The sequence below is a fragment of the Xanthobacter pollutisoli genome (assembly GCF_040044995.1).
GTDB lineage: Bacteria > Pseudomonadota > Alphaproteobacteria > Rhizobiales > Xanthobacteraceae > Xanthobacter.
On sequence record NZ_JBDZDP010000001.1, the window covers coordinates 238666 to 260357 of the forward strand.

Sequence of the window (21692 nt, forward strand, 5' to 3'; positions counted from 1 at the left end):
GCGGGGACGGCGGGAGCAAAGACAGGAAGAGCGCCGGCATGGACCGCGCCGCCCCCCTCGATCCGTTCCGGCCGGAGCGCGGACGCGCCCCGGCGGCGAGCGCGAGCTTCTCGCTCGCCCGCCTCTGCCGCGCCGTGGACGCCGGCATCGCCGCCGGCGCCCGCACGGTGATGGTGGCTGCCTTCGTCGCCCTGTTCGCCACCGTCACCATCGAGGTGTGCGTGCGCTACTTCACGGCCTCGAGCCTGCCGTGGGCGAGCGAGATGCCGGACCTCCTGTTCCCCTGGGCGACCATGGCGGGCATCGTGCTCGCCGCCCAGTGGGGCCAGCACATGGCGGTGGAATTCCTGCTCAGGATGATGCCCATGCCCGCGGTCCGCATCACGGCGGCTGCGGGGCACGCCATCGCCGCCGCCTGCTTCCTGTTCCTCGCATGGACCGGGCTGGAGGTGCTGGAGATCACCGCCGGCGAGCATATGCCGGTGACGCGCATCTCCAGCGCCTACGCCTATCTCTCCATGGTGCTGGGCTTCCTGCTGCTCGGCGTCACCTCGCTCACCGCCATCCCGCGGGCAATCGCGGCGCGCGATCCGCTCGCCTGCCGCACCCCGCCGTTCGACATCGAGGAAGGAGGCGCCGGATGACCCTCATCATGTCCCTCGCCTTCACGCTCCTGATGCTGATGGCGCTGCCGGTGGGCTATGCCCTGGTGATTTCCTCCACCGTGGCCATCGTGATCGCCGACGAGGTGCCGGCGACCGCGGCCTTGCTGAAGCTGTTCCAGCAGACGCAGAGCTTTCCCCTCATCGCCATCCCCTTCTTCATCCTCGCCGGCTCGCTGATGATGAGCGGGCGGATGGGCGATTATCTCGTCAAGTTCGCCGGCTCGCTGGTGGCGCGCTTCCGCGGCGGCCTCGGTCAGGCGAGCGTGGTGGGGGCCACCGTGTTCGGCGGCGTCTCCGGCTCCGCCGTGGCGAGCGCCTCGGCGCTCGGCGCCACCATGATCCCCTGGCAGCGGCGCGAAGGCTATCCCGCCCCGTTCTGCGCCGCCCTCAATTCCTCGGCGCCGATCATCGACCTGATGATCCCGCCCTCCATCCCGATGATCCTCTACGCGCTGGTCTCCAACGCCTCCATCGGCCAGCTCTTCCTCGCCGGCATCCTGCCGGGCCTGCTGCTCGCCGGCGGCTATCTGGTCATCTGCAACGTGGTGGCACGACAGAGAAACTTTCCCTATCGGCGGGAGCGCACCGACATGCGCGCCTTCCTGCGCGGGTTCCTGCTGGCCCTGCCCTCGGTGCTGATGCCGGTGTTCATCGTCATCACCTTGCGCTTCGGCATCGTCACCCCCACCGAGGTCTCCATCTTCGCCTGCATCTACGCGCTGGCTGTGGCGGGGCTGATCTACCGCGACCTCACGCTCCAGCGCATCTACAGGGGCCTGATCGTGGCCGGCGTCACCACCGGCGTCATCATGCTGGTGATCGTCGGCTCCGCCCCCATGGGCTGGATCATGACGTATGACGAGATCCCGGTGCGCTTCGCCCAGTGGGCCACCGAGACGCTCGAATACAAGTGGCTCATCATCCTCGCCATGAACGTGATGATGCTGGCGCTCGGCACCTTCCTCGACCTGCCGCCGGGCATCCTGCTGCTCGGGCCCATCTTCGTGCCGCTGGCGGCGCAGATCGGGCTCGATCCGGTGCAGCTCGGTCTGATGATGGTGCTGAACCTCGCCATCGGTCTCTACACCCCGCCGGTGGGCACCACGCTGTTCGTCTCCTGCGCCATCGCCAAGGTGCCCATGGGCGCGGTGATGAAAGACCTCATGCCCTTCTTCCTGTGGTCGCTGGCCGTGCTGCTGCTCATTTCCTACGTGCCGGCCCTCACCCTTCATTTCTGACGTTGCAAGGAGTTCGTCCCATGAATCTCGCCGCCAAGCTCCGCGCCCGCGCAGCCGAGGGCCGTCCCGTCCGGGTCGGCCTCATCGGCGCCGGCAAGTTCGGCTCCATGTTCCTGTCGCAGGTGCGCACCACCGTGGGCCTGCACCTCATGGGCATCGCCGACCTCTCGGCGGACCGCGCCCGGGCCGCCCTCGGCAACACCGGCTGGACCGCTGACGACGTGGTGGTCGCCGACTTCGACACCGCGCGCCGCACCGGCGGCCTCGTCATCACCGAGGATGCGGAAGCCCTCATCAAGGCCGACGGCATCGAGGTGATCGTGGACGCCACCGGCAGCCCCGCCGCCGGCCTCAAGCACGCGCTGATGGCCATCGCCGAACGCCGCCACATCGTCATGGTGACGGTGGAGGCGGACGTGCTGGCCGGCCCCCTCGTCGCCCGCAAGGCGGCGGAGGCCGGCGTCGTCTACACCGCAGCCTATGGCGACCAGCCGGCGCTGGTGTGCGAGATGGTGGACTGGGCGCAGGCCTGCGGCTTCAACGTGGTGGCCGCCGGCAAGGGCACCAAGTACCTGCCCTCCTACCACGCCTCCACCCCCGACGACGTGTGGGGGCACTTCGGCATCACCGCCGAGCAGGCGGCGCAGGGCGGGATGAACCCGCAGATGTTCAACTCCTTCATGGACGGCACCAAATCGTCCATCGAGATGGCCGCCATCTCCAACGCCACCGGCCTGAAGGCGCCGCGCGACGGCCTGCTGTTCCCGCCCTGCGGCGTCGATGACCTTGCCACCATCCTGCGCCCGCGCGCCGACGGCGGCGTGCTGGAGGAGAACGGGCAGGTGGAGGTCGTCTCCAGCCTGGAGCGCGACGGCCGCCCGGTGTTCCGGGACCTGCGCTGGGGCGTGTACGTGGTGTTCGAATCCGATCCCTCCGCGCGGGGCGACTATGCGCGCCGCTGCTTCCGCGAATACGGCATGGCGACCGATCCGAGCGGGCGCTACACCGCCCTCTACCGGCCCTATCACCTCATCGGCCTTGAGCTCGGCATCAGCGTCGCCGCCGCGGCGCTGCGGGGCGAGGCGACCGGCGCGCCCATCGGCTTCCTCTCCGACGCGGTCGCGGTGGCGAAGAAGGACCTGAAGCCCGGCGACATGCTGGATGGCGAGGGCGGCTACACCGTGTGGGGCCGCATCATGCGGGCGGAGGACTCGCTGGCGCGCGGGGCGCTGCCCATCGGCCTCGCCCACAAGGTGCGCCTCACCCGCGCCGTCGCCAAGGGCGACGTGGTGGGATGGGCGGACGTGGACATGGGCGACAGCGACACCGTGCGCCTGCGCCGCGAGATGGAGCGCGCCTTCGCCATCGCCCCCGCCCGCAACGCTGCCGCCTGAGCCGGCACGGAGACGCTATCGCTCATGTCCACCATCACCTACCTCACGCGCATCGAGTTCGGTTCCGGCGTACGCGCCATGCTCCCCGATGCGCTGAAGGACTTCGGCATCACCCGTCCCCTGGTGGTGACCGATGCCGGGCTCGTCGCAAGCGGGCTCGTGGAGCAGGTCACCCGCCTCCTGCCGCCCGATCACGTGATCTTCGACGGCACCCCCGGCAATCCCACCGAGGAGGCGGTGGAGAAGGCGCTCGACGCATGGCGGGACGGGGCCTGCGACGGCATCGTCGCGGTGGGTGGCGGATCGTCCATCGACCTCGCCAAGGGGGTGGCGCTTCTGGCCCGCCATCCCGGCCCGCTGGAGCAGTATGCCGCCGTGCTCGGCGGCCTGCCCCGCATCACCGCGGCGGTGGCGCCGGTAATCGCCGTGCCCACCACCGCCGGCACCGGCAGCGAGGTGGGGCGCGCCTCGCTGCTCACCCTGAAGGACGGGCGCAAGCTCGGCTTCATCAGCCCGCACCTCATTCCCAAGCTCGCCATCGTCGACCCGGACCTCACCCTCGGCCTGCCGGCCGGCCTCACCGCCGCCACCGGCATGGATGCGCTGAGCCATTGCATCGAGACCTTCCTCTCCCCGCGGGACAACCCGCCGGCGGAGGCCATCGCCCTCGACGGGGCCGGGCGCGTCATGCGCCACCTGCGCCGCGCCGTCGCGGCGGGCGATGATGCGACCGCGCGGCACGAGATGATGATGGCGGCGCTGCAGGGCGGCCTGTGCTTCCAGAAGGGGCTGGGGGCGGTGCATGCCCTCTCCCATCCCCTCGGCGGACTGAAGGCGCCGGCCCTCCACCACGGCACCCTGAATGCCGTGCTGATGCCGGCGGTGCTGCGCTTCAACGCCGGCCACGTGGGCGACAAATACGCCCGCCTCGCCGCCGCCATGGGCCTTCCGGCCGGCATGGATCTCGCCGATGCGGTGGCCGCGCTCTCGCGGGACATCGGCCTGCCCGCCACGCTCTCCGCCATGGGGACGCCGCGCGACGTGCTGCCCCGCATGGCCGAAATGGCGGTGATCGACCATTCCAGCGCAACCAACCCACGGCCGGCCGACGCCGGTGCCTATCTGGGCCTCCTCGAAGAGGCCTTCTGAGCGCAAAGGGGGAGGATTTCGCCGTGCTGCTCGAAGACAAGGTCTGTATCGTCACCGGCGCCGCCTCGCCGCGCGGCCTCGGCCTCGCCACGGCCCGGCTGTTCGCCGCCCATGGCGCGCGGGTGGTCATCCTCGATCTGTCGGCGGATGCGGCCGAGGACGCCGCGGCGTCCCTCGGCAATGGCCATCTCGGCCTCGCCTGCGACGTCACCGACAAGGCGCGCTGCCTGAAGGCGGTCGAGGAGGCCATCGCCACCTTCGACCGGGTGGACGTGCTGGTGAACAACGCCGGCATCACCCAGCCGCTGAAGATCATGGCCATCGCACCGGAGAATTACGACGCGGTGCTGGACGTGAATCTGCGCGGCACCCTCTACATGAGCCAGGCGGTGATCCCGCACTTCCGGGCGCGCCGCTCGGGCGCCATCGTCAACATCTCGTCGGTCTCGGGCCAGCGCGGCGGCGGCATCTTCGGCGGGCCGCACTACAGCGCCGCCAAGGCCGGCATCCTCGGCCTCTCCGGCGCCATGGCGCGCGAGCTGGGCGCCGACGGGGTGCGGGTCAATTCCATCACCCCCGGCCTGATCGAGACCGACATCACCCGCGGCAAGCTCACGCCGGAGATGAAGGCGAAGATCCTGGAAGGCATCCCCATCGGCCGGCTCGGGGCCGCGGAGGACGTGGCCAAGGCCTGCCTGTTCCTCGCCAGCGACCTCTCCTCCTACGTCACCGGCGCCGTGCTCGACGTCAACGGCGGCATGCACATCCACTGAGGAGCAGATCCATGGGCGAGATCGGCCACAACACGGCCCTCAAGGAGCGCGCCTACCGCATCCGGCGCAACGCCCTGCGCATGGGCGCGGTGCAGGGGCAGGGCTATATCGCGCAGGCCCTCGGCATCGCCGACGTGCTGGCGGTGTCCTATTTCCACGCGCTCAACTACCGGCCGGGCGAGCCGGAATGGGAGGAGCGCGACCGCTTCCTCCTCTCCATCGGCCATTACGCCATCGCGCTCTACGCCGCCCTGATCGAGGCCGGCATCCTGCCCGAGGACGAGATCGACACCTACGGCTGCGACGACAGCCGCCTGCCCATGTCCGGCATGGCGGCCTACACCCCCGGCATGGAGGTGACGGGCGGCTCGCTGGGCCACGGCCTGCCCATCGCCATCGGCATCTGCCTGGGGCTGAAGCGCAAGGGCTCCAAGGCCTTCTGCTACACGCTGTTCTCCGATGGCGAGCTGGACGAGGGCTCCACCTGGGAGGCCGCCATGTCGGCCGGCAGCCACGGCCTCGACAACCTCATCGGCATCGTCGACGTGAACAACATGCAGGCCGACGGCCCCTCCAGGGGCGTCATGAATTTCGAGCCGCTGGCGCCGAAGTTCGAGGCCTTCGGCTGGTTCGTGCAGCGGGTGGACGGCAACGACATGGCCGCTTTGGTGGCGGCCTTCGACGCCGCCCGCGCCCATGAGGGCAGGACGCCGCGCATCGTCATCTGCGACACCCGGATGGCCAAGGGCGTGCCCTTCCTCGAGGCGCGCGAGCGCAATCATTTCCTGCGCGTGGAAGCCGACGAATGGCAGAGCGCGCTCGACGTTCTGGATGCCGGGAGGCCCGCATGAGACGGTCGAAATACGAGCGCCCCGCCCATCTCTCCGGCGAGAGCGGGGGTCCGCGCCTCACCACCTCCGCGATGATCGCCTCGCTCGCCGCGCCCGGCCAGCGCACCCTCGCCGCCCCTTTCGGCGCGGCGCTCGCCGAGCTGGCGGACAGCCGGCCCGACATCGTCGGCATGACGGCGGACCTGTCCAAATACACCGACCTCCACGTCTTCGCGAAGGCCCATCCCGACCGCTTCTACCAGATGGGCATGGCCGAGCAGCTCCTGATGGCGGCCGCCGCCGGCATGGCGCGGGAGGGCTTCACCCCGTTTGCCACCACCTATGCGGTGTTCGCCTCGCGCCGGGCCTATGATTTCATCTGCCTCGCCATCGCCGAGGAGGAGCTGGACGTGAAGGTGGTGTGCGCCCTGCCCGGCCTCACCACCGGCTATGGCCCGAGCCACCAGGCGACCGAGGACCTCGCCATCTTCCGCGGCATGCCCAACCTCACGGTGGTGGACCCGTGCGACGCCCTCGACATCGGCCAGGCAACCCATGCCATCGCCGCCCACAAGGGGCCGGTCTATATGCGCCTGCTGCGCGGCAACGTGCCCCTCGTGCTGGACGAGTACGGCTACAGCTTCCAGCTCGGCAAGGCGCAGATGATCCGCGAGGGCGCCGACGTGCTGGTGATCTCGTCCGGCCTCATGACCATGCGGGCGCTGGAGGTGGCCGAGGCGCTGCGGGCCGACCGCATCGAGGTGGCGGTGCTGCACACGCCCACCATCAAGCCGCTGGACGAGGCGACCATCCTCGCCGCGGCGGCCCGCACCGGACGGCCGGTGGTGGTGGCAGAGAATCATTCGGTGGTGGGCGGGCTCGGCGAGGCGGTGGCGGGCGCGCTGCTGCGGGCAGGCGTGATGCCGGCCGCCTTCCGCCAGGTGGCCCTGCCCGACGCCTTCCTGGACGCCGGGGCGCTGCCCACCCTGCACGAGCGCTACGGCATCTCGGCCGATGCCCTCGCCGCCACCTTGAAGGCCACCCTCGCCGGCAGGCCGACCGCCGTTCCCGACCGGGCCGCCTCGTGAGCGCGCAGGTCGGCTTCGTCGGGCTCGGGGCCATGGGGATGCCCATGGCCCGCAATCTGGTGACGGCGGGATTTGCGGTGCGCGGGTTCGACCAGCGCGCCGGCGCCGCCACCGACCTCGCCGCCGCGGGCGGGGGAACGGCCGCTTCGGCGGCTGCCGCGGCGGCGGGGGCGGACGCCCTCATTCTCATGGTGGTGAATGCCGCCCAGGCGGACGACGTGCTCTTTGCCGCCGGTGCGCTCGACGCCTTGCCGGAGGGGGCAACCGTGATTCTCATGGCCACCTGCCCGCCGCGGCAGGTGGAGGCGCTGGCGGCGCGCGTGCTGGCCGCCGGCCGCCGCTTCCTCGACGCGCCAGTGTCCGGAGGCACGGCGGGCGCAAAGGCGGGCACCCTCTCCATCATGGCCGGCGGGCCGGCCGAGACCTTCGCCCGGGTGCGGCCCCTGCTGGCTGCGCTGGGCGACAAGCTGTTCCATGTGGGCGAGCGGCCCGGCATGGGCGCCACGCTGAAGACGCTGAACCAGCTTCTGTGCGGGGTTCACCTCGCCGCGGCGGCGGAAGCCATGGCGCTGGCGCGTAAGCTCGGCGTGGACCTCGCGCTGGCGCAGGAGATCCTCGGCGGCTCGGCCGCCGCGAGCTGGATGCTGCGCGATCGCGGCCCCCGCATGGGCGTGGACGACCCGCCGGTGACCAGTGCCGTGGATATCTTCGTGAAGGACTTGGGCATCGTGCTGCAGGCCGGCGCCGATGCCCGGGCACCTCTGCCGCTGGCGGCCATCGCTCACCAGCTCTTCCTCGCCGTCTCGGGCCAGGGGAAGGGGGCGCTGGACGACAGCCAGGTCATCCAGGCCTATGGCGGCGCGCCGCCCAAGGCAGAACCCTGAGCGCCACGCGCGGCGCGCCGGCCCTCCGGGAGAGGACCGTTCTGGCAGGTCGAGGAAAGACTAGAGGCCGCGGAGCTCGGATTCGCGGGCGACCCGCTCGAAGGCTTCCTGCTCGCTCTTCACGCGGTAGCTCGGCTCGCCCCGTTCGGGCGGCAGCTCCCGGATGACGCGAAAGCGCCCGGGCGGCGAGCGGAAGCCCACCACGAACTCGACCTGTGCATTCAGCTTGTATTTCGCTTGCATAGGCTCTGGTAGCACGAAAACATACGGCATAGCTCGAAAAATCGCGCAAGATCACGCGAATATTTTCGCCGTTCGCCGTTTCTACCAACCAAATTCGGCGAGATGTGCTAGGCGTGGGGCGGCTTCTCCACCGAAGCCAGAGGGCCCCATATGAAGACGCTTGGCGCGGCAACGTGCATTCTCTGGGCCGGGATCACCTGCGCCCAGGCCCTCACGCCCGACATGACGGTGGATTTTTCCTGGATCGGTACACGCCTTTGCTCGCCCACCCCGGTCAGCCCGGAGTTTCTGGTGCAGCACGCGCCTGAAGGCACGCACCGCCTGCGCTTTGCCCTGACCAATTCGGCCGGGCGCGAGCTCGGTGGCGCGGAAGTCGCCCTGCCGGCCGGCGGGGCGATCGCGAAAGGCACGGTGTCCTTCCGCCCGCCCTGCGTCGGGGGCATGTACACCTGGACGGTGGATGCGCTCGACGCCGGGGGCAAGGTGCTGGGCTCGGCGAAGCTCACCCGTCCGTTCTTCTGAAGATCGGACGGCGAGATTCGCCAAAGGCTCAGCGCGGTGCGGAGGTGGGGGCGGTCTTCTTCACCCGCGGCTTGGGCGCAGCGATGAGCCCTTCGCGCTGGGCCTTCTTGCGCGCCGCCTTGCGGCTGCGGCGGATGGCTTCATCATGCTCCCGCACGCGGCGCTCGGACGGCTTTTCATAAGCCCGGCGCTGCTTCATCTCGCGGAAGATGCCTTCGCGCTGCATCCGCTTCTTGAGAACCTTGAGTGCCTGCTCGACGTTGTTGTCTCTGACGAGGACCTGCAAAAGACTTCCAATCTGAAGGTCGCCACGGCTCCCCGGCCACAAGATGGCCGCTCGTCCGGGGCATGCCCGACAAAGCCGGGGTCGGGACCTTAGCCCAGATCCGGCGCGATGTCGCCTTTTCACGAATTGATGCCACACATGCCGTATCCCGGTGCCCCGCCGCCTTTGGGGCGGCAGGGACCGGGACGAAGGCGTGAGCCGGATCACCGACCCTTTGCGCGAGGCTACTCGGCCGCCCGCATGTTGAGCCGGGCTTCGGCGATGCGTGTCAGCTTCGCGTCGGCGGCCTTCTCCTCGTCGAGGTTGCGCTGGAGCACGGAGGCGCAGTCGTTGCGCCCCAGGGTGCGCGCCCAGGCGATGAGCGTGCCGTAGCGCGTGATCTCGTAATGCTCCACCGCCTGAGCGGCGGCCGCGAGTGCGGCGTCCAGGACCTCCTGGTCGGCGACCTCGCCGGCGATCTCCTCGGCTTCCTCGATGATGCCGTCGATGGCCGGGCATTTCACCGTCTTGGCCTCGACACCATGCATGCGGAACACCTCCTCCAGGCGCTTCACGTGGCCCTCGGTCTCGCCGAGATGGCTCTCGAAGCTCTGCTTCAGGGTGGAATTGGAGGCCTTCTCGATCATCGTCGGAAGCGCCTTCAGGATGCGCTTCTCGGCATAATAGATGTCGCGAAGGGTGTGGACGAAAAGGTCGTCCATGGAATGAATGTCCTTGGAAAAGAAGCCCATGGCTTGTCTCCTTCTATTGGTGTTGAGCAATGGCGCTGAGGGGAGGAGGGGCCGCACGAGGCGGCCGCTCCTCTGCGATCAGCGCTGGCCGCCCTTGCGGCCGGAGTCCGAATCGGACGGATTCAGGCCGGCTTTGCGGCCCGCATCCGCGGCTCGGTCGCGATCCTGGAAGCCGCCCTGCTGGCCGGCGGCATGATCCTGCTGGCTCTGCTGGCGGTTGCCATCCCTGGGATTGTCACCCTGCTGGCGGGCATCCGCGCTTTTCTGGCCGGCATCCGACCCATGGCGATCCTGGTTGCGGCCCTGGGCGACGCCGCCCTGCTGGCCACTGCCGTGATCCTTCTGGGTCTGCTGCCGGTTGGGATCCTGGCGGTTTTCTCCCTGCTGCCGGGCCTCGGCTCCCTTGCGGCCCGCTTCGGAGGCGCGTTCGCGGTCATTCTCGAAGTTACCGGAACCGCCATGCTGTCGATTGTTCATAGGAACGATCCTCGCGTTGGCCCCCCTGCCGAAACAACGGGGACCTTCCGGGATGGTTCCGAAATCAATTCTGGCCTGCGACAACTTGGGCTGCGCGATATCTATACTTAGCGATAGCCTCGCGGTGGCACCCACAAGCGCCAGCGATACAATAAGCGGATGCCCGAAGGTCAAGAATGCAGCGCGAAACGACCGGGAGCGCGGCGGTGGCCCTTCGCCCGCCCCGCCTGCTCAATTGTCGTCGGGGTGGGTGACGTCGTCGAGGGCGAGGTTGGCGCACGAGATGGCGCCGTCCGGCTCCTCGAAATCCGCCTGAGTGAGAAAGGCGCAGCGGCTGCCCTCGGCATCGGCGATGTAGGAGACGAGCCGCTGGGCGATGGTGGCCACCACGGCGGAATCGTCCACCGCCCGGAAGGTGTTGTCTGCCGGCGGCTGCGGCCCGGTCTTCTTCGCCGTCCGCAGGTCCGAGACGGCCGGAATCAGCGAGATGCTGGCGCCGGTGTCGGTGGCGGTGACGACGGGCTGCAAGAGCAGGGTGAACTGGTCCCAGTTGCCCCTGCCGAGCCGCGTCGCCTCGGCCTCGGCGGTGATGGTGGCCTTGTAGGCCGGCCCCGCCTCGCCCGGCACCACGGCGCCCGCCAGCTTGAACTTGCGCTGGCCGGGGATGGTCGCCTCCGGCGGCGCCCCCGAGAGGAGGCGCGACAGCATGGCGTCGCCATAGGCCTTCAGCTTGGCCTCGGACACCGTGTCGCCGTCGGCGATCTTCGGGCGGGACACCACAACGAGGGCCATCTCCCCGCACAGGGAGGGCAGCATCACCGCCGCCACCTGCGGCATCCGCCGCAACTCCTGAGCGGTGCGTACCTCGCTGCCGAGGGGCACCGCCACGTCGAAGCTGACGTCCTCATTGTCGCGCGCGGCGAGGCGCAGGCGGCTCCACACGTCCTTCAGCTTCGCCTTCACCGCGCCACCCTGCTGGGGCGTGACCACCACGTCCAGCTCCGCCAGAGCCGCGGGGGCGGCCGGCGTACGGACGAGCTCGGCGGCGCGCAGCGTCAGCGTCAGGCCGCCGTAGACCCGGCCGCACCAATTGTCCGAATCGTGCTGGAGCGCGAGCGCCGCCGCGGAAAATCCGTCCTCGGGACGAAACAGGCTGACCGCATCCAGCCCGGGAATGCTCGCCGCCTCCTCGAAGATGTGGTGAAGCCCGCGCTGGTTCTCGCTGAAGGCGAGGGTGTAGGTGTCGTTGCCTTGACCGATGGTCAGGCGCAGCGCGCCGTCGGCCAGCGTCCCGGACAGCGGCAGCGGAGCGCGGGGATCCCCCGCGGGCGGCGCCAGCGTGCCGGACACCTTGCCGCCTTGCACCTCCAGCGTTGCGATGGCAACCCGGTAGGGCTCGAAGAAGGGCAGGGCCAGCGCCATGTAGCGCTCCGTCGCCAGCGCCGCCTGAGGCACGAGCCCCGCCAGGGCGACCCCGGCGATCATAAGGCAACGGGCAAGATGGCCGGGCCGGGAGACGGGTGAGGTGGGCATTTGTCCGTCGCCTCCTGCGATGGGTCGCGATCGCCGCGCTATATAGCACCGGCGGATGGGCCGCCCAAGGCGATGCCCCAACGGGAGGCCAGCACCAAGGCCCGACAAGGGTCCAACATGGAGGCGTTGCCGCGTCCCGACCTCATCCCGAACGCGCTCTTTGCTTCCCCCGCAACCCAGCCCGCCCGCCTTTAAGGCCCGCGTGCGGGAATGCTAAAGCTCGTCTCCCGCCCTCTTGTCGGCCGCCTGCCGATGCCGGAACCCGCCATGTCTTCCATCCCTGCCGCCCGCGAGACACGTTCCATCGAGACGCCGGACGGCCTCACCATCGCCAGCACGGCCTTCGGGCCAAAGGACGGCCCTCCCCTCCTCTTCATCCACGGCTTTTCCCAGTCGAGCCTGTGCTGGACACGCCAGACCGCGAGCCCCCTGCTCGCCGATTGCCGCATCGTGACCTACGACTTCCGCGGCCATGGCGCGTCCGAGCGTCCCTACGATCCGGAGGTCTACCGCGCACCGAAGCGCTGGGCGGGCGAACTCGACGCGGTGATCCGCGGGTGGGACCTGCAGCGGCCGATCCTCGTCGGCTGGTCCTATGCCGGGCGCATCATCGGCGACTATCTGTCGATCCACGGCACCCAGGGCATCTCCGGCATCGTCTTCGTCGACGCCATCGTCTCCGGCGAGCGGCGCTTCTTCGGCAGCTGCAACCGCCTCATGCGCCTCATGTGCAGCACGGATGTAGAGGAGAACATTGCAGCCACCCGCACCTTCGTGCGGCGCTGCTTCGCCAATCCCATCCCCCAGCCGCTGTTCGAGCTGATGTTCGGCGTCAACATGCTGGTGCCGCCGCAGGTGCGCTCCGCGCTTTTCGGCCGCGAGATGCGCTACGAGGCGGAACTCGCCGCCATCGACGTCCCGACGCTGGCGGTCCATGGCGCGTTGGACGAGGTGATCGCCCCCGCCATGGCGGAGCATATCGCGCAGGTGGTTCCCGGCGCGCGGCTGGAGCTGTTCGCTGGCGTCGGCCACGCCCCTTTCCTGGAGGCGGCAGATCGCTTCAACGCCCTGCTGGCGGATTTCGCGGCCGGTATCGCTGCCCGTAGGTGAGCGTTGCCCGCGCGCCGCGCGGAGGGAAATACGCATCACACTCCCGTGGGGCGGGAACCTCGCCGCCACAAAGCGGTTGCAGTCTTGTCCATTTTGTGGCGACAAAACTGTATTCCCGAGGCCGTTGCGGCGTGCCTCTCCACAGCCGAGACGCAGACCATGACGTATCTGAGATCGCTTGTTCTCGCCGCCGTCGCAGCGCTCGTCGCGACCGGCACGGCACGCGCCGACGACCGCTACGACATCTTCAACTTCAACAAGATGTTCGGCGGCGGCAACATGGGAGTGGTCGGTAGCTCCTCGTCCATCGGCCGGCAGATGGTGTCCGTCGATCCGAAGTACGCGCCGGGCAACATTATCATCAACACCTCTGAGCGCCGCCTCTATTATGTCACCTCCCGTGGCCAGGCCATCCGCTATGGCATCGGCGTCGGGCGGCAGGGCTTCCAGTGGTCGGGCGTGAAGACGGTGAGCGCGAAGCGCGAGTGGCCGTCGTGGACGCCGCCGGCGCAGATGCTGCGTCGCCGCCCTGACCTGCCGCGCTATATGCCCGGCGGCATCGACAACCCACTCGGCGCCCGCGCCATGTATCTCGGCTCCAGCCTCTACCGCATTCACGGCTCCAACGAGCCGGAGACCATCGGGCAGGCGGTGTCTTCGGGCTGCTTCCGCATGACCAACGAGGACGTGGTGGATCTGTACAACCGCGTGCGCGTCGGCGCGACCGTGTACGTCCTGCGCTGAGGCTTCCGCCCCTTCAGACGCGAAAAGCCCGGGCGACCTTGCGGTCGCCCGGGCTTTTCTTTCGGTTCCCGTCCGGGGAGCCGACGGCGCGTCAGAGCGCTGCGATGTTCGCAGCCTTGCTCTTCCCGCGGTTGTCGGCGACGACGTCGAAGGACACCTTCTGACCGTCGTTCAGGCTGTACATGCCGGAGCGCTCGACGTCGGAGATGTGGACGAACACGTCCGGTCCGCCCTCATCCTGCACGATGAAGCCGAAACCCTTCTGGGAATTGAAAAACTTGACGGTACCCGTGGCCATCTGAGGCCTCCTGTGCGTGCGCCGCGCCGGCCTTGTGCCAGCGAAGCGCCAGTCGCCCCGGCAGCGCGCGACGCGAGGGTCGCCGCGCCGCGAGGCGTGGTTCAGGACGAGTTCATGTGGGAGGCTTTTGCGTCGCGGCCCGAAGGAAACGAAGAAGAGGCCGTTGACGAACTGTCCGCTCGGCTCGCCCCTCCGCATATCCATGAAATGGAACGCGGAGGAACGAACACCCCGTACCGCGGCAGGATCGGAGTACATCCGTCCGTCTCCCGAAAAGCGTCTGCGCGATTGACGCGCGTCGCTGTCCTCGGCTGGGGTTGAGCAAGAGATAGGCACCAATAGCGGCGGATCAAGGGCGGCGGCGGAGGTTTTTTCCACCGCCGCCGCTCATGTCACTTCGCGCCACCGGCCGCCTTGGTCACGAAGCGCGGGTCGAAGGTGCGGGGAAGATCGATCTTGGCGGCCTTCAGCTCGGGGTCGAACTCCACCAACATGGCGAGGGCGTTCTTCATTCCCTGCTCGGGAATGATGCCGGTCCTGGAATAGACCGGCAGGGAATTGGCCACCGCGTGGAGATACAGCGCCTTGTCGCCCAGCAGATATTCCTCCGGCACCACGGCGGCGACGTCCTCCGGCGTGGCGGTCTTCAGCCATTGGAGCGTGCGGTAGAAGGCGTTCACCAGCTTTTGCGTGGTGACGGGGTTCTGCTCGACGAAGTCGCGCTTCATGTAGAGCACGGCGGCCGGGTTGGCGCCGCCGAAGATCTTGTCGTTGCCCGCCTCGGTGCGGCTGTCCGCCAGCACCACCACGTCGCCGTCGTCTTCGAGCTTGGTGATGACCGGGTCGAGGTTGGACATGGCGTCGATCTCGCCGCGCTTCATCTGCGCCACCGCCGAAGCGCCACCGCCGACGCCGATGTAGGACGCGTCCTCGGGCTTCAGCCCGTCCTTCGCCATCAGGAAGTTGACGAAGAAATTGGTGGAGGAGCCCGGCGCGGTGACGCCGATCTTGGCGCCCTTCAGATCCTTCACCGACTTGATCGGCCGGTCCTTGCGCGCCACCAGCACGATGCCGGGAAAGCGCCCGAGCTCGATCACCGAGACGATGTCCTGCCCCTTGGCCTGCATGCGGATGGTGTGCTCGTAGGCGCCCGTCACCACGTCGATGGAGCCGCCGATGAGCGCCTGGAGCGACTTCGCCCCACCGCCGAAATCGTTGATGGAGACGTCCAGCCCCTCGTCCTTGAAGAAGCCCTTCCGCTCGGCGATGGTCAGCGGCAGATAATAGAGCAGCGGCTTGCCGCCCACCCCGAGGGTGAGCTTGGGCTTTTCGGCCTTGTCCGCCTGCTGCGCGCCGGCCGGACCGGCGAGGGCGAACGCCAGGGCGGCCATGGCCGCGCCGAGCTTGAGCATCTTCATTGGTTTCCTCCCGTTGGTCTCACGCCTGCGCGTGTCGTTTTCCAATGCGGTCCCCGACAACCGTCATTCCCCGGCCAAGCCGCGCCGTGAGGGCGGGGAAAATTGTCCGCGGCGGCGGTGTCTCACGCCTGGGCGGCCGGCGCGGGGCGCCAGACGAGGAGGCGGTTCTCGATGGCGCTCACCGCCGTGTCGATGATGATGACGAAGAGCGCCAGCACCATCATGCCGGAGAACACCCCGGTGACGTCGAAGACGCCCTCGGCCTGGTGGATGCGATAGCCAAGGCCCGCGGCCGAGCCGAGATATTCGCCCACCACTGCGCCCACCAGGGCAAAGCCCACCGCCGTATGCAGCGAGGAGAACATCCAGGTCAGCGCCGAGGGCCAGAAGACGTGGCGCATGAGCTGGCGTTCGCTCATGCCCAGCATGCGGGCGTTGGCGAGCAGCGTCGGGCTCACCTCCTTCACGCCCTGATAGACGTTGAAGAAGACGATGAAGAACACCAGCGTCACCCCGAGCGCCACCTTGGACCAGATGCCGAGCCCCAGCCACAAAGCGAAGATGGGCGCGAGCACGACGCGCGGCAGGGCGTTCGCCATCTTCACATAGGGGTCGAACACGGCGGCGATGAGCGCCTGGCGGGCGAACCAGAAGCCCACCAGCACGCCGCCCAGGGCGCCGATGGCGAAGGCCAGCAACGTCTCCAGAAGGGTGATGCCGAGGTGGTACCAGATGACCCCGGTGTAGAAATCCTTCCAGGTGCGCTCGAACACCGCGAGCGGCGTCGAGAAGAAGAAGGGGTCAAGGGGATAGAAAGGCTTGGCCGCGATCGCCGGGATCGTCAGCTTCACCGTGGAGCCGAAATGCCAGATGGCGATGAGCACCACCGCCACCAGAACCTGGAGGATGAGGAGAACGACGCGCCTGCGCATGGTCAGCTTGCCACCTCGGACTGCTGATAGCCCTTCACCACCTCGTCCTTGAGCGCGCTCCAGATCTCGCGGTGAAGATGGTGGAAGGCGCTCTCCAGCCGCACATCGATGCCGCGCGGGCGGGGGATGGGCACCTTCCACTGGCCGATGATGCGGGAGGCCGGGCCGGCCCCCATGATGACCACCCGGTCCGCCAGCGCGATGGCTTCCTCAAGGTCATGGGTCACGAACATCACCGCCTTGCGGTCGTGGCTCCACAGGTCGAGCAGCAGATTGCCCATGATCTGGCGGGTCTGGGCGTCGAGAGGGCCGAAGGGCTCGTCCATGAGCAGGATCTTGGGATCGCGGATCAGCACCTGGGCGAGGCCCACGCGCTTCCTCTGGCCGCCGGAAAGCTGGTGGGGATAGCGCTCGGCGAAGGCGGCAAGCCCCACGCGGGCAAGCCATTTGCGCGCCGCGGTGCGCGCCGCCTCGGGATCGGTGCCGGTGATGTCGAGGCCGATGGCCACGTTCTCCAGCGCCGTCTTCCACGGGAACAGCGCTTCGGCCTGAAAGAGATAGCCGGCCTTGCGGTTGAGCCCGGAAAGCGGCGCGCCGAAGATGGAGACCGAGCCCGACGCCGGCGTCAGCAGGCCCGCGGTGGCGTTGAGCAAAGTGGACTTGCCGCATCCCGTCGGCCCGACGATGGCGACGAACTCGCCGTCCGCCACATCGAGGTCCACCCCCTGCACCGCCACGAAGGGCCGGTCGGCGCTGCGGGCGCCGGGAAAGGCGATGGTGAGGTCACGCAGGCCCACCGCGCACGTCTGAGCCATGCGGCCTCCCAAGACCACGCTGAAGGGTTGCACCACTGAACGCCTCCCGATCCCGCGTTCTCACGCCCGTCCGGTTGCCCCGGATCGAGCCGACAAGGTAGCCGAGGGCGAGCCGGAGGCAAGGGCGGGCATCGGCGGCACGCCAAGGTACCGCTTGGCGGTGCGCGGCAGGTTCGGCGGTTGCCGGGTCGGACCCCCTCACCCCCACCCTCTCCCCCGGGCAGAGGGAGTCGGGCCGGCGACTAGCGGAGGGAGCGGTTCGCGAGCGGCGAGACGGCGGCATTCGCGCCGCCTCCCCCCAAGCCGCCCTGTCCCCTCTCCCCTTGCGGGAGAGGGCTAGGGTGAGGGGTGACACCGCCGAGGCGGGGAAGCGTCGCGGGCAGGACTGTGGCCGCGCCACCCTCACCCCGGACGCGAGAAGGTGAGGATGTCCCGTTTGCCGGCGTGGTTGGCGGGGCCGACGATGCCTTCGTTCTCCATCCGCTCCATCAGGCTGGCGGCCTTGTTGTAGCCCACCTGCAGGCGGCGCTGGATGTAGGAGGTGGACGCCTTGCGGTCGCGCATGACGATGGCCACCGCCTGCTCGTAGAGGTCGCCGCCGGCATCGGCCATGCCGGAGCGGTCGAACACCGCGTCGTCGTCCTCCTCCATCTCCTCGGCCTCGTCGAGGATGACGGCGTCGAGATAGTCCGGCCCGCCCTGGGCCTTGAGGAAGGCCACCACCTTCTCCACCTCGCCGTCGGAGACGAACGGCCCGTGCACGCGGGTTATGCGCCCGCCGCCGGCCATGAACAGCATGTCGCCCTGCCCCAGCAGCGTCTCCGCGCCCATCTCGCCGAGGATGGTGCGGCTGTCGATCTTGCTCGTCACCTGGAAGGAGATGCGGGTGGGGAAATTGGCCTTGATGGTGCCGGTGATGACATCCACCGACGGGCGCTGCGTCGCCATCACCAGATGGATGCCGGCCGCCCGCGCCATCTGGGCGAGGCGCTGGATGGCGCCCTCGATCTCCTTGCCCGCCACCATCATCAGGTCGGCCATCTCGTCGACGATCACGACGATGAAGGGCAAGGGCGAAAGGTCCATCTCCTGTTCCTCGAACAGGCTTTCCCCCGTCTCCTTGTCGAAGCCCACCTGCACGTTGCGGGTTATGACCTCGCCCTTCGCCGCCGCCTCGCGGACGCGGGCGTTGTAGCCGTCGATGTTCCGCACGGCGAGGCGGCTCATCTTCTTGTAGCGCTCCTCCATCTCCTTCACCGCCCATTTGAGGGCGATGATCGCCTTCTTGGGATCGGTGACGACGGGGGTGAGCAAATGCGGGATGCCCTCGTAGACCGAAAGCTCCAGCATCTTGGGGTCGATCATGATGAGCCGGCAGGCTTCCGGCGTGTGCCGGTAGAGCAGGCTCAGGATCATGGTGTTGATGGCCACCGACTTGCCCGATCCGGTGGTGCCCGCCACCAGAAGATGCGGCATGCGGGCAAGGTCGGCGATCACCGGCACGCCGCCGATGGTCTTGCCGAGGCACAAGCCGAGCTTGGGGTGGGTTTCGGAGAATTCCTGGCTGGCGAGCAGCTCGCGCAGCCACACCGTCTCGCGCCGCCGGTTGGGCAGCTCGATGCCGATGACGTTGCGCCCCTCCACCACCGCCACGCGGGCGGACACCGCGCTCATGGAGCGGGCGATGTCGGCCGACAGGCCGATGACGCGCGAGGACTTCACCCCCGGCGCCGGCTCGAACTCGTAGAGGGTGACGACGGGGCCGGGATTGGCGTCGATCACCTCGCCGCGCACGCCGAAATCGCGCAGCACCTGCTGCAGCATGGCGGAAGACTGGTCGAGGAATTCCTCGGACAGTTCATAGTCCGGCTCCACCAGCGGCGGCTCGCGCAGGAGGTCGAGGGGCGGCAGGCAATAGGGACCGTCGGCCGCGTCCGCCTCGGACCCGACCGGCGCGAGCGCCGGGACGGCCGCCTTGGGCGCAGCGACGGGGGGCGCCGGCGCGCGCGGCGCCGGGACGAGGGCCTGAGCCGCAGGCTGAGCGAGGGCGCCGAGGAAAGGCGTGCCGAGGAACTGGGCGCTGATGCTGTGCTGATAGGGTCGCCACATGGCGGCGAGCGGCTGCTCCGGCTCGAGATCGCCCGCTTCGTCCTCGGTCTCGAGGTCGTCAGTCTCGAGATCTTCGGCCGCATCGTCTTCGATCTCGGCCTCTTCGGCCGCGTCGTCTTCGCCTTCGGCGTCCTCCACCTCTAGCTCGTCGTCTAGGTCTTCCGCCTCCAGCTCCTCCTCCTCGCCTGAGGCTTCCTCTTCCTCATATTCGTATTCGCCGTCTTCCTCGTCCTCCTCCACGCCGTCGTCGTCGGACTCATCGTCTTCCGCTTCGTCCTCGGATGCGTCCGCGCCGTCCTCCACGTCCGCGTCGGCGTCGCTTTCTTCCGCGTCCTCTTGGTCTTCGTCCCAGGACTGGGAGAGCGCGACGGCGTCCTCGCTCGCCTCGTCTTCGTCCGCCTCGTCTTCGTCCTCCAGCAACGCGGCATCGCCGGCCGCGGCCGCGGAACCGGCGGTCTCTTCCCCGGCGGCTTCGTCGGCGTCGGCCTGTGCCGGATCGAGGTCCTGCTCTTCCGCCGGTCCGGGAGGCACGGCTGCGCGGCCCAGCACCACGAGGCGCAGCAGGCTCCACAGATGGGCCGGCACCTCCGCTTCGTCCACTTCGTCCGCTTGGGCGGCGGGCTGGACCTCCGGCAGGTCGGCCAGAGGCGCGGGAAGGTCGGTTGAAAGGGAGATGGGGGTCTCAGGATCGGGTTCGGGCAGGCCATCGGCCGGAGCCTCGTCCGCAAGGGCAGCTTCCGGCGCGGCTGCATCCAGCACCTGCGCCTCGGGGAGGTTCATGGCTGCGCTGGCGTCATGGGCCGGCGAAGCGGCGGCCTGCTCCATCTCCTCCGCCTCCGGCGCGCGGAGGGAGGACGCATGCGGCAGGAGGGCGGCGGACAAGGCCTCGGCCCAGGCGGGCGCGGCGGCAGGCTCCAGCGGAGCGAGCGGCTCCGGCGCCACGGGCGCCGCCAAGTCGTCGGCGGCCTCGAACAGGAAATGCCAGCCGCGGCTCGACACCTCCTGCACCGGCGCGGTGGCGGCCTCGCGCGGCCGCAGGAAATGGTCCGGCGTGCGGGTGAAGCGGGTGTTGGCGTCGAGGGTGAAGGGGCGCAGCCAGCTCGGGATCAGCTCCAGATCGAGCCAGCTGTGGGTCGGTGCCGTCCCCGCCGTCTCGAAGCTGAAGGGCTCCGCGGCGGGGTCATATTCCGGGATGCGCTCGTAGAAGGAGGGCAGGCCCCGGCTCTCGGTGCCGGCGTCCCGGCTGTCGCCGGGCTCCGCCTCGTGGGGAGGAAACGCGAAAGGTTTCGGAGGACGGTTGAAGGAAGGCATGTGATCCGAAATCCGCAGCACCGGCGCCGTTTCGACACATTTAGGCCCGGCCACGTTAAGGGGAGGTTTGCACCCCTTAACGGAGGTTTCTAAATACCTTGCCTGTGAATAACGGGGATGGATCGCCAGTGACCCCGGGCGCGCCGGCACCCTGAGGCCGCTCTCCCTCTCCGCCCCTAGAGGGACGTGTCCCCATCCGCAGGTGCGATTGACTTTTGCCCCTTCCGGAGTCCTTTCTAGAGAGAACAAAATAGGAACATTGACCGTGTCCCCCATGCATGGCCCGCGCGAGGATGTGACGGCGCTGCGGCGGCGCATCGTTGAGATGAAACGGTTTTCCGGCCTTCCGGAGACCGCCGCCCGGCCGCGCCTCCCGCTGGGGGAGCCCCTCGACGGGGCGCTCGGCGGTGGTCTCGCCCGGGGGGCGCTGCACGAGGCCTTCACCGCCGATCCGGGCCAGAGCGGAGCCCTGCTGGGCTTCGCCCTCGCCCTCGCCGCCCTTCCCCGACGCCCGGTGCTGTGGGTGCGGCAGGACATGGCGACGCTGGAGAGCGGCGAGATCCACGGCCCCGGCTGCGCCCAGTTCGGGCTCGATCCCGCCCGCCTCCTCCTTGTGGGGGCCGCCGATGCCACAGATACCCTCGCCGCCGCCGAGGAGGCGCTGGGCCATGCCGGCCTCGGGCTGGTGGTGGCGGAGCCGTGGGGGGAGGCCCGCCTCCTCGACCTCACCGCCACCCGGCGCCTCGCCCTGCGCGCCGAGCGCTCGGGCGTGCCGGTGCTGCTGCTCCGCCCGGCGGCGGACCCTCACCCCTCCGCCGCCACCACCCGCTGGCACGTGGCCGCCGCCCCGTCGCGGCCGGCGCCGGGGATGCCGGCCTTCTGCCTCGGCCCACCCGCCTTCGTGCTCGACCTCGCCCGCAACCGCCTCGGGCCCACCGGCCGCTTCACCGTGGAATGGAATGCCCATGCCCGCAGCTTCTCCCCGGCGCCTCGCCGCCCTCATCTTGCCGCGCCTGCCGACCGACCGGCTGCACCGCAGCTGGCGGGCGGCCCGCCGCGCCCCCTCCCCGGCGGCTGGCGGCACGCCGGCTGAGCCGCCGCTGGCGGTGGTGGAGACTCACGCCAACGCCCGCCGCCTCGCC

Annotated in this window: 21 protein-coding genes and 1 pseudogene; 12 read left to right on the forward strand and 10 right to left on the reverse strand. The window is 69.3% G+C overall.

Annotated features, from left to right (window positions below; all coding sequences use genetic code 11):
* The first annotated feature begins 38 nt into the window (after nucleotides 1–38).
* From ABLE93_RS01145 to ABLE93_RS01180, 8 genes and pseudogenes are all read left to right on the forward strand, one after another.
* Nucleotides 39–644 (forward strand): TRAP transporter small permease, encoded by a 606-nt coding sequence (locus ABLE93_RS01145; protein ID WP_348837318.1) that lies wholly within the window; start codon nucleotides 39–41, stop codon nucleotides 642–644.
* A complete protein-coding gene (locus ABLE93_RS01150) occupies nucleotides 641–1903 on the forward strand; it encodes a TRAP transporter large permease (RefSeq protein WP_348837319.1) in 1263 nt (420 codons plus the stop codon). The genes ABLE93_RS01145 and ABLE93_RS01150 overlap by 4 nt, the downstream gene beginning before the upstream one ends.
* A gap of 20 nt (nucleotides 1904–1923) precedes the next feature.
* Nucleotides 1924–3297, forward strand: coding sequence for an NAD(P)H-dependent oxidoreductase (locus ABLE93_RS01155; RefSeq protein WP_348837320.1), 1374 nt, complete (start codon nucleotides 1924–1926; stop codon nucleotides 3295–3297).
* Nucleotides 3298–3321: 24 nt separating this feature from the next.
* On the forward strand, nucleotides 3322–4446 hold the full coding sequence (gene gbd, locus ABLE93_RS01160; protein WP_348837322.1) for a 4-hydroxybutyrate dehydrogenase: 1125 nt from the start codon (nucleotides 3322–3324) through the stop codon (nucleotides 4444–4446).
* Nucleotides 4447–4469: 23 nt separating this feature from the next.
* Nucleotides 4470–5219 (forward strand): SDR family NAD(P)-dependent oxidoreductase, encoded by a 750-nt coding sequence (locus ABLE93_RS01165; RefSeq protein WP_348837324.1) that lies wholly within the window; start codon nucleotides 4470–4472, stop codon nucleotides 5217–5219.
* Between the two features lie 11 nt (nucleotides 5220–5230).
* The gene (locus tag ABLE93_RS01170; protein WP_348837325.1) at nucleotides 5231–6070 is read left to right on the forward strand and encodes a transketolase; all 840 of its coding nucleotides are present in this window, start codon (nucleotides 5231–5233) and stop codon (nucleotides 6068–6070) included.
* Nucleotides 6067–7137 (forward strand): transketolase family protein, encoded by a 1071-nt coding sequence (locus ABLE93_RS01175; protein ID WP_348837327.1) that lies wholly within the window; start codon nucleotides 6067–6069, stop codon nucleotides 7135–7137. Before ABLE93_RS01170 ends, ABLE93_RS01175 begins: the two co-directional genes overlap by 4 nt.
* Nucleotides 7104–8021, forward strand: a pseudogene (locus ABLE93_RS01180) (NAD(P)-dependent oxidoreductase); the annotation flags it as partial. The gene ABLE93_RS01175 and the pseudogene ABLE93_RS01180, both read left to right, overlap by 34 nt.
* A gap of 60 nt (nucleotides 8022–8081) precedes the next feature.
* Here ABLE93_RS01180 and ABLE93_RS01185 read toward each other — a convergent pair.
* Nucleotides 8082–8264, reverse strand: a complete 183-nt coding sequence (locus ABLE93_RS01185) for a hypothetical protein (protein WP_348837329.1) — start codon at nucleotides 8262–8264, stop codon at nucleotides 8082–8084.
* A 150-nt stretch (nucleotides 8265–8414) separates the two neighbouring features.
* On the opposite strand from ABLE93_RS01185, the gene ABLE93_RS01190 reads away from it, so the two are divergent.
* A complete protein-coding gene (locus tag ABLE93_RS01190; RefSeq protein WP_348837331.1) occupies nucleotides 8415–8786 on the forward strand; it encodes a hypothetical protein in 372 nt (123 codons plus the stop codon).
* Between the two features lie 28 nt (nucleotides 8787–8814).
* Here the strand turns inward: ABLE93_RS01190 and rpsU are convergent, their stop codons facing one another.
* The 4 genes from rpsU to ABLE93_RS01210 form a co-directional block, all read right to left on the reverse strand.
* Entirely contained in the window at nucleotides 8815–9072 is a 258-nt protein-coding gene (rpsU, locus tag ABLE93_RS01195) for a 30S ribosomal protein S21 (RefSeq protein ID WP_348837333.1), read from the reverse strand.
* A gap of 224 nt (nucleotides 9073–9296) precedes the next feature.
* On the reverse strand, nucleotides 9297–9803 hold the full coding sequence (locus tag ABLE93_RS01200) for a YciE/YciF ferroxidase family protein (RefSeq protein ID WP_348837335.1): 507 nt from the start codon (nucleotides 9801–9803) through the stop codon (nucleotides 9297–9299).
* A gap of 78 nt (nucleotides 9804–9881) precedes the next feature.
* Nucleotides 9882–10280 carry a KGG domain-containing protein gene (locus ABLE93_RS01205; RefSeq protein ID WP_348837336.1) on the reverse strand — a complete coding sequence of 133 codons (399 nt, stop codon included), beginning with the start codon at nucleotides 10278–10280 and terminating at the stop codon, nucleotides 9882–9884.
* 231 nt (nucleotides 10281–10511) lie between these two features.
* Nucleotides 10512–11813: a hypothetical protein gene (locus ABLE93_RS01210; RefSeq protein WP_348837339.1), complete on the reverse strand. Its 1302-nt coding sequence runs from the start codon at nucleotides 11811–11813 to the stop codon at nucleotides 10512–10514.
* 267 nt (nucleotides 11814–12080) lie between these two features.
* Here ABLE93_RS01210 and ABLE93_RS01215 point away from each other — a divergent pair, with 267 nt between their 5' ends.
* Together ABLE93_RS01215 and ABLE93_RS01220 are read left to right on the forward strand one after the other, a co-directional pair.
* Nucleotides 12081–12923: an alpha/beta fold hydrolase gene (locus tag ABLE93_RS01215; RefSeq protein WP_348837342.1), complete on the forward strand. Its 843-nt coding sequence runs from the start codon at nucleotides 12081–12083 to the stop codon at nucleotides 12921–12923.
* Between the two features lie 159 nt (nucleotides 12924–13082).
* Nucleotides 13083–13667, forward strand: a complete 585-nt coding sequence (locus tag ABLE93_RS01220; RefSeq protein WP_348837344.1) for a L,D-transpeptidase — start codon at nucleotides 13083–13085, stop codon at nucleotides 13665–13667.
* Between the two features lie 91 nt (nucleotides 13668–13758).
* Here the strand turns inward: ABLE93_RS01220 and ABLE93_RS01225 are convergent, their stop codons facing one another.
* The 5 genes from ABLE93_RS01225 to ABLE93_RS01245 form a co-directional block, all read right to left on the reverse strand.
* Entirely contained in the window at nucleotides 13759–13965 is a 207-nt protein-coding gene (locus ABLE93_RS01225; protein WP_348837346.1) for a cold-shock protein, read from the reverse strand.
* A gap of 392 nt (nucleotides 13966–14357) precedes the next feature.
* Nucleotides 14358–15383 carry an ABC transporter substrate-binding protein gene (locus ABLE93_RS01230; protein ID WP_348837348.1) on the reverse strand — a complete coding sequence of 342 codons (1026 nt, stop codon included), beginning with the start codon at nucleotides 15381–15383 and terminating at the stop codon, nucleotides 14358–14360.
* Between the two features lie 122 nt (nucleotides 15384–15505).
* Nucleotides 15506–16315 carry an ABC transporter permease gene (locus ABLE93_RS01235; RefSeq protein WP_348837349.1) on the reverse strand — a complete coding sequence of 270 codons (810 nt, stop codon included), beginning with the start codon at nucleotides 16313–16315 and terminating at the stop codon, nucleotides 15506–15508.
* Nucleotides 16316–16317: 2 nt separating this feature from the next.
* Nucleotides 16318–17130, reverse strand: coding sequence for an ABC transporter ATP-binding protein (locus ABLE93_RS01240; RefSeq protein ID WP_348837350.1), 813 nt, complete (start codon nucleotides 17128–17130; stop codon nucleotides 16318–16320).
* A 402-nt stretch (nucleotides 17131–17532) separates the two neighbouring features.
* Entirely contained in the window at nucleotides 17533–20550 is a 3018-nt protein-coding gene (locus ABLE93_RS01245) for a DNA translocase FtsK (RefSeq protein ID WP_348837351.1), read from the reverse strand.
* Between the two features lie 265 nt (nucleotides 20551–20815).
* Here ABLE93_RS01245 and ABLE93_RS01250 point away from each other — a divergent pair, with 265 nt between their 5' ends.
* On the forward strand, nucleotides 20816–21643 hold the full coding sequence (locus tag ABLE93_RS01250) for an ImuA family protein (RefSeq protein ID WP_348837353.1): 828 nt from the start codon (nucleotides 20816–20818) through the stop codon (nucleotides 21641–21643).
* Nucleotides 21644–21692 lie beyond the last annotated feature (49 nt).

Excerpts from the sequence above, each read along its gene's own strand:
- ABLE93_RS01175 (WP_348837327.1), top strand. The coding sequence starts at position 6,067 with ATGAGACGGTCGAAATACGAGCGCCCCGCCCATCTCTCCGGCGAGAGC.
- ABLE93_RS01155 (WP_348837320.1), top strand. The coding sequence starts at position 1,924 with ATGAATCTCGCCGCCAAGCTCCGCGCCCGCGCAGCCGAGGGCCGTCCC.
- ABLE93_RS01210 (WP_348837339.1), bottom strand. The coding sequence starts at position 11,813 with ATGCCCACCTCACCCGTCTCCCGGCCCGGCCATCTTGCCCGTTGCCTT.
- ABLE93_RS01220 (WP_348837344.1), top strand. The coding sequence starts at position 13,083 with ATGACGTATCTGAGATCGCTTGTTCTCGCCGCCGTCGCAGCGCTCGTC.
- ABLE93_RS01215 (WP_348837342.1), top strand. The coding sequence starts at position 12,081 with ATGTCTTCCATCCCTGCCGCCCGCGAGACACGTTCCATCGAGACGCCG.
- ABLE93_RS01170 (WP_348837325.1), top strand. The coding sequence starts at position 5,231 with ATGGGCGAGATCGGCCACAACACGGCCCTCAAGGAGCGCGCCTACCGC.
- ABLE93_RS01190 (WP_348837331.1), top strand. The coding sequence starts at position 8,415 with ATGAAGACGCTTGGCGCGGCAACGTGCATTCTCTGGGCCGGGATCACC.
- ABLE93_RS01235 (WP_348837349.1), bottom strand. The coding sequence starts at position 16,315 with ATGCGCAGGCGCGTCGTTCTCCTCATCCTCCAGGTTCTGGTGGCGGTG.
- ABLE93_RS01205 (WP_348837336.1), bottom strand. The coding sequence starts at position 10,280 with ATGAACAATCGACAGCATGGCGGTTCCGGTAACTTCGAGAATGACCGC.
- ABLE93_RS01150 (WP_348837319.1), top strand. The coding sequence starts at position 641 with ATGACCCTCATCATGTCCCTCGCCTTCACGCTCCTGATGCTGATGGCG.
- ABLE93_RS01200 (WP_348837335.1), bottom strand. The coding sequence starts at position 9,803 with ATGGGCTTCTTTTCCAAGGACATTCATTCCATGGACGACCTTTTCGTC.
- ABLE93_RS01225 (WP_348837346.1), bottom strand. The coding sequence starts at position 13,965 with ATGGCCACGGGTACCGTCAAGTTTTTCAATTCCCAGAAGGGTTTCGGC.
- ABLE93_RS01185 (WP_348837329.1), bottom strand. The coding sequence starts at position 8,264 with ATGCAAGCGAAATACAAGCTGAATGCACAGGTCGAGTTCGTGGTGGGC.
- ABLE93_RS01240 (WP_348837350.1), bottom strand. The coding sequence starts at position 17,130 with ATGGCTCAGACGTGCGCGGTGGGCCTGCGTGACCTCACCATCGCCTTT.
- ABLE93_RS01145 (WP_348837318.1), top strand. The coding sequence starts at position 39 with ATGGACCGCGCCGCCCCCCTCGATCCGTTCCGGCCGGAGCGCGGACGC.
- gbd (WP_348837322.1), top strand. The coding sequence starts at position 3,322 with ATGTCCACCATCACCTACCTCACGCGCATCGAGTTCGGTTCCGGCGTA.
- ABLE93_RS01245 (WP_348837351.1), bottom strand. The coding sequence starts at position 20,550 with ATGCCTTCCTTCAACCGTCCTCCGAAACCTTTCGCGTTTCCTCCCCAC.
- ABLE93_RS01230 (WP_348837348.1), bottom strand. The coding sequence starts at position 15,383 with ATGAAGATGCTCAAGCTCGGCGCGGCCATGGCCGCCCTGGCGTTCGCC.